This window comes from Dehalobacter sp. DCA (assembly GCF_000305775.1).
In the GTDB taxonomy this organism is placed as follows: Bacteria; Bacillota; Desulfitobacteriia; order Desulfitobacteriales; family Syntrophobotulaceae; genus Dehalobacter; species Dehalobacter alkaniphilus.
Genome location: NC_018866.1, coordinates 242,689 through 254,840 on the forward strand (window position 1 = coordinate 242,689; position 12,152 = coordinate 254,840).

At 44.6% G+C, this 12,152-nt stretch carries 11 protein-coding genes; 5 read left to right on the forward strand and 6 right to left on the reverse strand.

What is annotated here, in order from left to right:
* Positions 1–40 precede the first annotated feature (40 nt).
* The 3 genes from DHBDCA_RS01205 (at position 41) to queF (ending at position 3,427) form a co-directional block, all read left to right on the forward strand.
* Positions 41–1,834 carry an ASKHA domain-containing protein gene (locus DHBDCA_RS01205; RefSeq protein ID WP_015042311.1) on the forward strand — a complete coding sequence of 598 codons (1,794 nt, stop codon included), beginning with the start codon at positions 41–43 and terminating at the stop codon, positions 1,832–1,834.
* Positions 1,835–1,935: 101 nt separating this feature from the next.
* Entirely contained in the window at positions 1,936–2,649 is a 714-nt protein-coding gene (locus tag DHBDCA_RS01210) for a GntR family transcriptional regulator (RefSeq protein WP_015042312.1), read from the forward strand.
* Positions 2,650–2,962: 313 nt separating this feature from the next.
* A complete protein-coding gene (queF, locus tag DHBDCA_RS01215) occupies positions 2,963–3,427 on the forward strand; it encodes a preQ(1) synthase (RefSeq protein ID WP_015042314.1) in 465 nt (154 codons plus the stop codon).
* Here the strand turns inward: queF and DHBDCA_RS01220 are convergent.
* Positions 3,411–4,112 (reverse strand): protein-L-isoaspartate(D-aspartate) O-methyltransferase, encoded by a 702-nt coding sequence (locus tag DHBDCA_RS01220; RefSeq protein WP_015042315.1) that lies wholly within the window; start codon positions 4,110–4,112, stop codon positions 3,411–3,413. The genes queF and DHBDCA_RS01220 overlap by 17 nt on opposite strands.
* Positions 4,113–4,287: 175 nt before the next feature.
* On the opposite strand from DHBDCA_RS01220, the gene glpK reads away from it, so the two are divergent.
* Together glpK and DHBDCA_RS01230 are read left to right on the forward strand one after the other, a co-directional pair.
* On the forward strand, positions 4,288–5,781 hold the full coding sequence (gene glpK / locus DHBDCA_RS01225) for a glycerol kinase GlpK (RefSeq protein WP_015042316.1): 1,494 nt from the start codon (positions 4,288–4,290) through the stop codon (positions 5,779–5,781).
* Positions 5,782–5,937: 156 nt separating this feature from the next.
* Positions 5,938–6,666, forward strand: a complete 729-nt coding sequence (locus tag DHBDCA_RS01230; protein WP_242824940.1) for a M48 family metallopeptidase — start codon at positions 5,938–5,940, stop codon at positions 6,664–6,666.
* Positions 6,667–6,668: 2 nt separating this feature from the next.
* On the opposite strand, the gene DHBDCA_RS01235 is transcribed toward DHBDCA_RS01230, so the two are convergent.
* From DHBDCA_RS01235 to DHBDCA_RS01255, 5 genes are all read right to left on the reverse strand, one after another.
* The gene (locus DHBDCA_RS01235) at positions 6,669–7,412 is read right to left on the reverse strand and encodes a TIGR03915 family putative DNA repair protein (RefSeq protein WP_242824941.1); all 744 of its coding nucleotides are present in this window, start codon (positions 7,410–7,412) and stop codon (positions 6,669–6,671) included.
* A gap of 79 nt (positions 7,413–7,491) precedes the next feature.
* Positions 7,492–8,724 (reverse strand): putative DNA modification/repair radical SAM protein, encoded by a 1,233-nt coding sequence (locus DHBDCA_RS01240; protein WP_015045100.1) that lies wholly within the window; start codon positions 8,722–8,724, stop codon positions 7,492–7,494.
* 415 nt (positions 8,725–9,139) lie between these two features.
* On the reverse strand, positions 9,140–9,724 hold the full coding sequence (locus DHBDCA_RS01245; RefSeq protein WP_015042320.1) for an indolepyruvate oxidoreductase subunit beta: 585 nt from the start codon (positions 9,722–9,724) through the stop codon (positions 9,140–9,142).
* Positions 9,717–11,480 carry an indolepyruvate ferredoxin oxidoreductase subunit alpha gene (gene iorA, locus DHBDCA_RS01250; protein WP_015042321.1) on the reverse strand — a complete coding sequence of 588 codons (1,764 nt, stop codon included), beginning with the start codon at positions 11,478–11,480 and terminating at the stop codon, positions 9,717–9,719. Before iorA ends, DHBDCA_RS01245 begins: the two co-directional genes overlap by 8 nt.
* A 218-nt stretch (positions 11,481–11,698) precedes the next feature.
* Positions 11,699–12,046 (reverse strand): type II toxin-antitoxin system Phd/YefM family antitoxin, encoded by a 348-nt coding sequence (locus DHBDCA_RS01255; protein WP_015042322.1) that lies wholly within the window; start codon positions 12,044–12,046, stop codon positions 11,699–11,701.
* Positions 12,047–12,152: the final 106 nt, after the last annotated feature.

A 12,152-nucleotide genomic window follows, 5' to 3' on the forward strand; every position in this document is an offset into this window, starting at 1 on the left:
TGAAAATGATAGGTTTTATTATAACAGAAAGGAAAACAATATGATGAAAAAAGTTCTATTTCCAAGCCAGAATAAAGAAATCTTATGCCAGAAGAATGACACGGTTGCTGTTGCATGTTCAGGCCTTGGATATCCGCTTGATCTTGTTTGCGGAGGAAAAGGCACATGTAAAAAATGCACAGTCGAAATAGAAAAGGACGGCATACGGCAGGAAGTATTGGCGTGTCAGGAGCCAGTAAGCGACGGCTTGATCGTTTATCTTAAATATGGAGACTACAAACATGAAGCCTCGATTTTAACGGACCGCATTGAAACAGAGCTGAACATCGATCCGACGGTTAAAAAGATTTTTATCGATAAGAAGTTTCTAAAAACACCATTCTATTACGGGGACTGGGAACATATTCAAGCCAAGGTTCCGGTCCGGATTAATACGCCAGCTTTATGCCTTCTGCAAAAATTATCACAGCTGATGCAGAAACAGGAAATGGACGGTATTACTTTGGTCTTAAGAGACGAACAGCTGCTTGATATTGAGCAGGGCGACACCTCAGCCAGCAATTATGGATTTGCCGTTGACCTTGGGAGTACCTCTGTTGTGGCCTACTTATATGACCTTAATAGCGGTAAAAAAGTAGGGGTATATTCCGCCTTGAACGGTCAGATTACGGAAGGCGCAGATGTTATATCCCGTATCATGGCGGCGATGAAGAATCCTGAAGGGCTAAAAATTCTTCAGCGTAAAGTGGCAGAGACCATTAACGCTCTGATTCTGGAAGCGATACAGCAAAACCAGATCAGCGCCGAAAATATCTATACGATGGTGATTTGCGGCAACAGTGCCATGCAGCACCTCTTTTTAGGTTTGCATCCTGGATCTCTTGGCAGGACGCCTTACACCAACACGATTTTAAGTGAAGTGTTAACAACAGCACGGGAGTTGAGCCTTAACATTCATCCCAATGCCATTATTGATTTTTTACCTTTGATCGGGGGCTTCGTCGGAGCGGACACTTTAGCTGTCCTGCTGGCTTTGCCTGAAGGGGAACGTCAAGGGAACAGATTGATTATTGACCTTGGAACAAACGGCGAAATTTTATTGGGGAACGAGAAGAAATGGCTGGCCACATCAACTGCTGCCGGACCGGCCCTCGAAGGAGCAACGATCTGCTTTGGAATGCGTGGAACAAACGGAGCCATCGAACGGGTAAAACTGTCGGAAGGTAAAATTGAATTAAAAGTGATTGGCGGAGAACATCCCAAAGGGATTTGTGGCTCCGGTATTGTTGATGCAGTTGCAGAAATGCTGAAAGCCGAGCTGATCAGTAAAGAAGGCAGATTGCTGTCTCCCGACAAATATTTAAAAGTTTGTCGGCCGGAAAATCAAAGATTTGCCAATAATCTGGCAAATCTTGACGGGGTCAGCGTTTTCTACCTGATGGATGAGGGACAGTCCGGTGATAACGACCGAATTTACATCAGCCAAAAGGATATTCGTGCTGTACAGCTTGCCAAAAGCGCCATTTATACAGGATGCATGCTATTAATGAAAGAATATGGGCTGGAAGGAGAAGATCTCGAGGAAATTCTGATTGCCGGGGCCTTCGGCAACTATATCGACGCTCCAAGTGCTCAGGTACTCGGTTTGTTTCCCAATTTTTCGAATGTACCCATCCGGTCCATAGGCAATGCGGCAGGAGCCGGAGCATCGAATTTTCTACTGTCCAGAAATATACGGATAAATACTTTGATATTATTGGCAAAGACAACCCATTTTGACCTGGCGGCAAATCCTGCTTTTCAACAGGAATATCTGCAGAATACAGGTTTTTGAAGAAAGTAAATAAGTTAGTTGCTTAAAAAATATTGATGGATTTATTAATCTGTTCCTATGTATAATATATGATAACTAAATAATTGCCGAGGAGTAAGAAGATGGAATTACCAATCTATCAACATATTATTGAAGAGATAAAGAAAAAAATTAAAGAGGGTGTTTTGAAGCCGGGAGATGCGATCCCTTCAGAAAATTCATTGTGCGATACCTATGGCGTGAGCCGGATGACGGTCCGCAAGGGTCTGGCAATCTTAGTGAATGAGGGATATATCACCTCTATCCCTGGCAAGGGTAGCTTTGTGAATGAGCCGGATTCCAAGAAATACATCTTATATTACAACGAGATGGCAAATCTGATTAACACCATCGATACGACCAAGCTGATTGAAGTTAAAATTATCCTGCCGACACCAAGACTCATTGACAGTCTGAATATACCCCAAAGCAAAAAAATAATTATGGTTAGACGGATCCATTACAGCAATGGAGAAGCAGTCGCGTATGATGAAAAATACCTGATTTACTACAAGGGAATGCCTATCGTTGAAAAAGAAATCAAATACAGTACTTTCCCGGAAATTGTTTCTCGGTATACTTCTCTGTTTGCGATTAAGAAAGAATTAACAATTTCTGCCCAAATGCCTGATGAAAAAATATCGAAATACCTGTCCCTGTACAATGCCCTCCCACTTTTGGTTGTTGAGCAAAGACTGTTTAATACACAGGATAAGCCAATCGGGCTGGGTATTACTTATTATCGAGGAGACAGCTGCAAGCTATCCGCATCCTGGCCGTTTATCGATATGGAATAGACCATTTAACTTAATAAGACAGTTCGTCATCCATCCTGTCTCTAAACAAAACTAGGGAAGCTATCGTCTGGTAGTTTTAGGGCAGTTACATGCCCTTTTTATTTTAACATCCATGGACAGCAAGGGGTGGCAAACTTTTGGATCATTATTTATTATTAGGAGAAAAATAATGTTGCTTATTCTTTATTTAGCATCCTGACCTGGGATTTTGTGCCGAATGCAGTACTTGGGCAGTTTGCTGTTAAGAGTCTGATGCAAATGCTCGGAATAAGCATTCTGTTTATGATTAAGAACCGCTGGGAGGTTACCGTAAATGAAAAACAAGGAAACTGAGGGCCTGTCACTTCTGGGATCGGGACAAACACGCTATGTTTTTGATTATGATTCGGACATACTGGAGAGTTTTGCAAACAAGTATCCCGATAATAATTATTTTGTCCGCTTAAATTGCCCTGAATTTACCAGCTTGTGTCCAATTACCGGCCAACCGGATTTTGGAACGATGATTATCAATTATATCCCGGATCAAAAATTGGTAGAAAGCAAATCGTTGAAGCTATATCTTTTCAGTTTCCGCAACCATGGTGGTTTCCACGAAGATGTCGTCAACATCATCATGAAAGACCTGATCCGGCTGCTTGAACCCAGATACATCGAGGTTATAGGAGAATTCAGCCCCAGAGGAGGGATTTCCATTCATCCTTACAGCAATTATGGACAGCCGGACAGCAAATGGGTAGAATTTGCCGTGAAGAGGCTGCTTAAGTACGGGAAATAGACGAGCGGGGACATGGAAGCGCTTCTTTTGTCCCCGCTGCTGTCCCAGAGAGCAGCGGTACAAAGCGGCAGTAGTCATCCCAGCTGTCAATATAGCTTTCCGGATTTGTATTGGTCTTTTGTCTGACCAGCAAACGCTGACAGGCTAGCCCTTCGCCGGCTTCAAGCGGGACAACGATTCTCCCGCCGACATCGAGCTGTTCAAGCCAGCAAGGTTCAATGACCGGTGCCGCTGCCGTTACGATGATTCCCCGGTACAGTGCATTTGGTTCATAACCGTTTCGGCCGTCAGCAATGATACTGCAGATCGGATAGTTCAGCTGTTCAAATAATATTCGAACTTTAAGGGCGAGCGCTTCGATTCTTTCGATGGTTGTCACGGCCATACCCATCTCGGCCAGCAAAGCAGACTGATAGCCGGAACCCGTACCTATTTCAAGGACTTTGTCACCAGGTTCCAAAGCCAATAGTTCGGTCATTTTAGCTACAATAAAGGTCTGGGATATCGTCTGCTTCTCTCCGATCGGAAGCGGTTCATCATCATAACTGTAGGGCCATAAATCTTCAGGAATGAACAAATGTCTGGGGATTTTTTTAATGGCGTCCAGGATGCGTTTGTCATGAATTCCTTGAGGAGCTACATACTCATCAACGAGTATAGCTGCTTTTTCCTGCCAGTCTTGCATAGTCTGATCACTACCCTCCTCAGATAATTCCGGTGGCCGTGTTCATCTATTCAGCTTAATCGGGTACCGATTGGAATTATTTTGGCCTGTTTTCTCATTAATTATAGTATAATAAAAATATTTACGGAAAGTATTCGGGCTTTGGCTCATTGAACTGGTTAATGGAGGAACATAAATGGTCCAAAAATATATTATTGCGCTCGATCAGGGGACGACAAGCTCACGGGCTGTCGTTTTTAACCATGAAGGAATGATTGTAGGCAAAGCCCAAAAAGAGTTTGCTCAGATCTATCCGTTCCCGGGGTGGGTTGAACATGATCCTTTGGAAATCTGGGACACCCAGCTGGCTGCTATCAGAGAGGTTCTGGATCAGACGGACATAAATCCGGATGATATTGTTGGGCTAGGGATAGCAAATCAAAGGGAGACGACTGTGGTTTGGAACCGTTTTACCGGCAAACCTGTCTATCATGCGATTGTCTGGCAATGCCGCAGAACGACGGAACTTTGCGAGCAGATACTGAACAGTACCTTAAACGAGTATATTTCAGATGCGACCGGCCTTGTTGCGGATGCTTATTTTTCCGGAACAAAAATCCGCTGGATCCTCGATCATATCCCGGATGGCCAGGTGATGGCCGAAGAAGGAGATTTGCTTTTTGGCACAATTGACAGCTGGCTCGTCTGGAATCTTACCAAAGGCCGGCTGCATATCACGGATTACAGCAATGCCTCCCGAACCATGCTCTATAATATCAGGGAACTAGCGTGGGATGACAAAATATTATCTTATCTGGATATCCCCAGATCACTGCTGCCGGAAGTCTGTCCGAGCAGCCTCTGCTGCGGGGTAACAGATTCTTCGATATTTGGCGCTGAAATACCGATAGCTGGAATAGCCGGTGATCAGCAGGCCGCACTTTTTGGGCAGGCCTGCTTTACAGAAGGAATGGTCAAAAATACCTACGGTACGGGTTGTTTTATCCTAATGAATACCGGTAAAAATATGATCCGGTCTCAAAATAAATTGCTGACGACAATTGCCTGGGGGATTGACAACAGGGTGGAATATGCGCTGGAAGGCAGTGTATTTATTGGCGGAGCAGTCATTCAGTGGCTTCGTGATGAACTTGGATTGCTGAAAACTTCTGCCGAAAGCGAGTATTATGCAACTCAGGTCAAAGATACGAACGGTGTCTATATTGTTCCGGCCTTCGTCGGACTCGGCGCACCATACTGGGATATGCATGCCCGCGGCATAGTGACCGGACTTACCCGGGGAGCAAACCGCTTCCACCTTGTAAGAGCCGCGCTGGAGAGCATTGCTTATCAGACAAATGATGTTCTTACGGCAATGGCTAAGGATGCCAATATCCCTCTTAAGGCCTTGAAAGTAGACGGCGGCGCAGCCGATAATAATTTTCTGCTGCAGTTTCAGGCGGATCTCAGCGGGATTCCGGTTGAACGGTCAGAAATTTGTGAGGTTACGGCTTTGGGAGCAGCATATCTGGCAGGTTTGGCAGCCGGATACTGGAAGGACAAGGAAGAGCTAAAATGCCTCAGTAAAGGGCGTTTTATTTCTGATTCGAACATCACCGAATCTGAGCGTCAGCAATACCTGAGCGGATGGAAAGCGGCAGTCAGTCAGGCAACCTATCGGACGGTATGATGGGATTATGAACGGAAAATACAAATAACAGATATATTCAGATAATATTTATTGGCGTAAAGGTTTCTTTTTTTCCCTTAGTCGTAGTAAAATAGTCTTGCTTGATTTTTTGCACAGGGCAATATCATTATTTTCGGGAGTAAAGTGGAAGGCAAAATGGAATACCTTCGTATAGGCAAAAGGCAAATTGAATATGAGCTTCGAAAAAGCAGCAAAGCAAAAAGATTGATTGTTACCATCAAACATCAGAAGTTAAAGGTTTCTGTTCCTGCCGAAATTACTTTTACCCAGGCCAGACGATATCTGGAAAACAATAAAGACCTGATATTAAAGCATATCGAAAAACAAAATTCAGCAGCAGGTGAAACTGCTGCGAAGGAATATGTTTCAGGTGAAAAACTACTGTACAGGGGCAGGCATTATCCTCTGCTGATCGAGGAAAAGGCCGGACCCGGAAGCTCCTCAGCATCGTTTATTGGAAGCAGGATCGTTGTAATCGTTCCACCGGGGTTATCAAAAGAGAAGAAAAGTCAATCAACCAAAAAGATACTGGAAGAATGGTATATCCGGCAGGCCCAAAAGCTTCTTCCTGAACAGGTCGAATATTATGCCAGACAGCTGGATATTACCTACCAAAAACTTAGAATTAAGGATCAAAAAACAAAATGGGGAAGCTGTTCAAGCAAAGGATACATCAACTTAAATTGGCGCATTATCATGGCACCGAACCAGGTTGCGGCTTATGTGATTATTCATGAATTGGCCCATCTTAAGTACATGAACCATTCCAAGGAATTTTGGGCATTCGTGGAACAAATTCTGCCGGACTATAAGAAGTGGAAAAGCTGGCTGAAAAAACATTGTAATGAATTGATGGACGGATGAGACTAAAGCAGCTCCGATTTTCGAAATTCCACCAGGTTATGACGATAGCGCTGGGGGATAAAATGGGATTGGAGCTTTTTATTTTTGCGGTTTTCAATGCTGATACCGGTAAAATATTTAGCCCAGAGCTCCTGGTATAATTGTTCTGTCTCTGAATCAGGAATGGCTGCTTCCTCGGAGAAATCGGAAAGGTACCAGTCTTTTTTATTGCAGATGATCGCAAGGCTTCTTTTTTTGTCATGTATAATGAAACGTTCGCCTGCTAGCCTGTCGGCAAAATGGTCGGCCAGAAGAATTAATATATTATGATCCGGCTCCAGAACCGCATAAAGATAATTGCGGGTATCCGTAAAGCGAAGTAGCCCCAAAAAGCGTTCTGCTTCAAAAGATACTTTCTTGGCTGTTTGCCGGATCGGCAATACCTCGGGATGAGAATGAATGCTGTCAATTTTCGGACCTAATTGAAAGCCAAGCTGAAGGTATTTTAAGATGAGGTTTTCTTTAGCGGTATTGTTCGAGAGGTATACATAATAGATTTGCATTAAGGAGTAGACAGAAATTTTTCTGTCTATCGCATCATAAACCCTGGCAGCAAGCACAGGATCACTTTGGATAACGGTAGATGGCGTGAACATATTGAACTGATACGAAGCCTCAGAATAGATTCCCTGGGCTCTTTGTTCATAATAGCTGTAATATATTGAAGTCAGCAGACCGTCAAAGCTTCCGTCATATAAATAATCCATTTTCAACAGTCCCTCATTCTTCGGAAGATTCCTAGAACCTTGTCAACCCTAAAATGATCAGCTATGTTTACAGGATAAATCAGAACAAACATAGCTGAACGGGTTTGGCCACAGGTGTCAGGGCCTGGCGCACCAAGGCACTTTCTGCAGGGATGCCTCCGTAATAACAGCCCTGACACGTGATAAAATATTTAGCGCGCTTAAGAACCACACCCATTTTTTTAAGATGATTATAAGAAATATTACCCAGCCTGCGCTGCCGAATGATTCTCTGGGCGGAAGTCACGCCTACGCCAGGAATTCGAAGCAGCTCTTCATAAGAGGCTTGGTTGATTTCTAGAGGAAATAACTGCATGTTTCGAAGCGCCCAAGAAATTTTGGGATCAAAATCGGTATCCAAAAACGGACTTTGTTCATTGACGATTTCATCCGCTTTAAAGCTGTAAAATCTCAGCAGCCAGTCCGCCTGATAGAGCCGGTGTTCTCTAAGCAAAGGCGGAGAAGTGGAAAGAGCAGGAAGATTTGGGCCCTCATTAACGGGAACATAGGCCGAGTAATAGACTCTTTTCAACTGAAAACGGTTATAAAGGGTTTCTGTGGCTTTAATAATGGAAAGGTCACTGTCTTTGCTTGCCCCGACAATCATCTGGGTCGACTGTCCTGCCGGAACAAATTTTTGGACGTGTCGGAAGATCTTTCTTTCGGAAGCGTTTTGCGTCATTTGATGATGAATTTGATTCATTGGCGCAAATAGGACGGGCAGTGTCTTTTGCGGTGCCAGGAGTTTGAGGCTCTGCTCTGTAGGTTGTTCAATATTAATGCTCATCCTGTCGGCGAGCAATCCGGTCTTGTTGACCAGCGCCGGATCGGCGCCGGGAATCACTTTGACGTGTATATATCCGTAAAAGTGATATTCATGTCTCAGAATGTCAAGAACCTGATAAATTCTTTCCATGGTATGATTTGGACTGCGCTCAATCCCCGAGCTCAAAAAAAGACCTTCAATATAATTTCGCCTGTAGAATTGAATCGTCAGGTCGGCAACTTCCCTTGGCGTGAAACTGGCTCGCGGGATATCATTCTGATTGCGGTTGACGCAGTAATTGCAGTTATAGATGCAGTAGTTGGTCAGGAGAATCTTTAAAAGCGAAACACAGCGGCCATCGGCAGACCAGGTATGGCAAATGCCAAATGATTTGGAGTTGCCGATACCGCCTCGATTATGCTTATTTACCCCGCTTGACGCACAAGAAACATCATACTTGGCTCCGTCAGCGAGGACTGCAAGTTTTTCCAGAGTACCCATGCTCATCACCCCAATTAATTCTAGCACAGGATAATGAATAAAGCAAACGTATGTTCGGTAAAGTCGTGTTGCCCCCTTTTTTTCGTATGAGAATCCCACATTCTCTCTATGATGGCTTAATGAACGAGATATTAACGACATGGTGCTGTCCGCGCCAAGTGGAGCTCGTATGCGGAACGCGACTGTTTGTGCCATGGATGGCACAACAGCCGAAAAGCGGATGGCACCATGTCGTCAACCTTAGCTTAGCTCAAAAAAATGCTGATAACAGTCAAGAACCATTAGCAGCATCATATCGGTTTAGAGTTACTCTTGTTTTGGGGTTCACCCCAACATTTGACATAGAGCCTAAAAAAATACTGCCAATAGCATAACACTATTAGCAGTATCCTATCGGTCATTTTTTGTATAGAGATACAACTCAGCGGTCAAAACTGTTCCAGCCCTCTTCAAAAGCTTTCAGATTGACCTCAAGCAGTTTGAAGGGGACCGTTTCCCGGATAACATCAAGCCAGGTTTTCTTGTCTATCTTCAGACATCTGGCCAGCAGTCCCAGCAGAGCTACGTTTACCGTTTTGGCGTTGCCGGCTTCGATAGCTTTTCCGAGACCGTTAATGATGAAGACTTCTTTGCGTTCTTTTTTTATGATATCCAGGATATCGGAAGGATATTGCGCCGTTCCGACGACTACTGGCATAGGATCGATCCTTTGGTCATTAATTAAGATGCTGCCATCCTTTTTCAGATAGGGCAGCCAGCGGAGAGCCTCCAGCTTCTCAAAAGCGAGTATAATATCCGCTTCACCTTCAGGAATGATCGGGGAGGCGACTTCTTTGCCGTATCTTACCTGGGTAACCACACTCCCGCCCCGCTGAGCCATCCCGTGAATCTCCGAGACCTTAACGTCCTGACCGGTCATTTGGACGGCGCCCGCCAGTACTCTGCTTGCAAGAATTGTTCCCTGTCCCCCTACTCCAACAATGAGAATATTCGTGATATCAGTCATTGGCGCTACCTTCTTTCCTGATTGCTTCGCTGGGGCAGACGGTGGCACAAAGCCCGCAGCCTACACACTGGGCAAGGTTGATCCTGACTTTTTTCCCTTCTTTGGCAATACAGGGACAGCCTAACTTAAGGCAGCGTAGACAGCCGGTACAAGCTCCCGGGAATACGCTATAAGGGTTATTCCTGCTTTTATCGATCAGGGCGCAATTCCGTTGGGTGATTATGACTGAAGGCTCTTCTGCAGCCAGTTCTTCTCCGACAATTTTTTCCAGACCCTCCAGCTCAAACGGGTCAACAACCCGTACCCGTTCTACGCCGACGGCCTTGGCCAGAAGGACGAGATCAATTTCTTTGGTAGGCTCTCCTTTAACTGTAAACCCGGTCGTCGGGTTATGTTGGTGGCCGGTCATTGCCGTGATGCGGTTATCCAGAATAATTGTCGTTGTTGTTGCTTTATTGTAGACGACGTCAACAAGTGCAGTTATTCCCGAATGAATAAAAGTAGAATCTCCAATTACAGCGACCAGGCTGCGTGCAAAATCCTTACCTCTGGCTTTCTCCATACCAATGGCAGTACCGATGCTTGCTCCCATACAAATGGTCGTGTCAATGGCTTTAAGCGGAGCAAGGCAGCCAAGCGTATAACAACCGATGTCACCGGCGACGGTGACTTTAAGCTTATTAAGCACATAGAAAAGACCTCTGTGCGGACAGCCGGGACATAGGACAGGAGGACGCGGAGGAACTTCATATTGCAGTTGATCTGGTTCGGCCGTCTCGCGGGGAGAACAGTCCCCAAGCGTCTGCACCATTTTGGCGGCAATCGTTTCCGGCAGTAATTCTCCGATCAGCGGAAAAGTATCCTTGCCATGAACATCAAGACCCCAGGATCTTACATACTCTTCGATAAAAGGTTCCAATTCTTCGACAATATATAACTGATCTACTTTGTCTGCAAAGTCCATAATCATTTTTTGGGGCAGCGGGAAGGTCATGCCAAGTTTTAAGATTGAAACTTCCGGTAAAACTTCTTTGACATACTGGTAGGTTACGCCGCTGGTAATTACTCCGATCTTCGTATCGTTCCATTCAACGCGGTTTAGATCGGTACTTTCAGCGTAGTCTTTTAGTTTTATTAGCCTATCCTCAACAACCACATGGCGGTGACGGGCATTTGCGGGAATCATCACATATTTGGAAGGATTTTTCTGATATTCCTTGATTCCTTTCTCCTCGCGGTCAGTAAGTTCGACCAGGGACTGGGAATGTGCCACCCGTGTTGTCGTTCTGAGCATAACCGGTGTATCAAACATCTCGCTAATGTCAAAAGCCAATTTGGTAAAATCTTTGGATTCCTGGCTGTTGGCCGGCTCTAGTACCGGAATTTTTGCTGCCCGTCCAAAATGACGGTTATCCTGTTCATTTTGAGAACTATGCATGCCCGGATCGTCAGCAGATACAAGTACCAGTCCACCGTTAACACCGGTATACGACAGTGTAAACAAGGGATCTGCTGCTACGTTTACCCCGACATGTTTCATGGAGACAAGCGCTCTTCCGCCGGCGATCGCAGCACCCAAACCAACTTCGAGTGCTACTTTTTCGTTCGGGGACCATTCTGCATACATCTCATCATATTTTGCTGCGTTTTCTGTAATTTCCGTACTGGGGGTTCCTGGATAAGCCGTGCATACTACAACTCCGGCTTCCCAGGCACCTCTTGCAATCGCTTCGTTGCCTGTCAGAAGCTTTTTCATTGTCCCCATCCTCTCAAATTTTAGATCTGCATTTATAAGATATCATCAAATGTTATAGGTTGTTTTCGGTGATATAAGATTCATTATAGTATGAATAAAGAAAACAGTTCAAGCAAAATCCAAGTTATTTTTTTGAAAATATCTGGATGATTGCCAAACTGTTATCATTTATATAACTGTTCAATTTATATATAGGGATCAATTTATTGGTTCGTCATTTAGTCATTTGATTCGCTTTCAAGATCCAGGCCTTCGAGGTCTTCACTTTCAAGGAAAATATTGATTTCATCGTCAGAAAGAGCATTTGTTTTCAGGGAGGCATAATTATCTTGAAAATGGGGCGAATAGAGCGGAGAACTGATATTCTGACCAGAGGCGACCATATCTCGGATGCGCATTAGTTCCGAATATTCATGGATGGAGATGATGACAGCCTGGGGTTTATTATTTTTGACGATAATATAGGGATTGCCTTCATCTTCAACGGCCTGAATAACTTTTGAAGCTTGTCCGCGGCCTAACTCCGAAACGGAAATCATACAGTCAAATACCCGGCGCAAATCCATGCGAGAATCTCCCCTCCCTCAGCAGATCACAAATGTCATGCTCAGACAAACGTCCAAAGACATTTTGATTATAAGCTGGAAACTGGAATAATGCAACAAGCTGCTG

Excerpts from the sequence above, each read along its gene's own strand:
- DHBDCA_RS01205 (WP_015042311.1), top strand. The coding sequence starts at position 41 with ATGATGAAAAAAGTTCTATTTCCAAGCCAGAATAAAGAAATCTTATGC.
- DHBDCA_RS01210 (WP_015042312.1), top strand. The coding sequence starts at position 1,936 with ATGGAATTACCAATCTATCAACATATTATTGAAGAGATAAAGAAAAAA.
- queF (WP_015042314.1), top strand. The coding sequence starts at position 2,963 with ATGAAAAACAAGGAAACTGAGGGCCTGTCACTTCTGGGATCGGGACAA.
- DHBDCA_RS01220 (WP_015042315.1), bottom strand. The coding sequence starts at position 4,112 with ATGCAAGACTGGCAGGAAAAAGCAGCTATACTCGTTGATGAGTATGTA.
- glpK (WP_015042316.1), top strand. The coding sequence starts at position 4,288 with ATGGTCCAAAAATATATTATTGCGCTCGATCAGGGGACGACAAGCTCA.
- DHBDCA_RS01230 (WP_242824940.1), top strand. The coding sequence starts at position 5,938 with ATGGAATACCTTCGTATAGGCAAAAGGCAAATTGAATATGAGCTTCGA.
- DHBDCA_RS01235 (WP_242824941.1), bottom strand. The coding sequence starts at position 7,412 with ATGGATTATTTATATGACGGAAGCTTTGACGGTCTGCTGACTTCAATA.
- DHBDCA_RS01240 (WP_015045100.1), bottom strand. The coding sequence starts at position 8,724 with ATGAGCATGGGTACTCTGGAAAAACTTGCAGTCCTCGCTGACGGAGCC.
- DHBDCA_RS01245 (WP_015042320.1), bottom strand. The coding sequence starts at position 9,724 with ATGACTGATATCACGAATATTCTCATTGTTGGAGTAGGGGGACAGGGA.
- iorA (WP_015042321.1), bottom strand. The coding sequence starts at position 11,480 with ATGAAAAAGCTTCTGACAGGCAACGAAGCGATTGCAAGAGGTGCCTGG.
- DHBDCA_RS01255 (WP_015042322.1), bottom strand. The coding sequence starts at position 12,046 with ATGGATTTGCGCCGGGTATTTGACTGTATGATTTCCGTTTCGGAGTTA.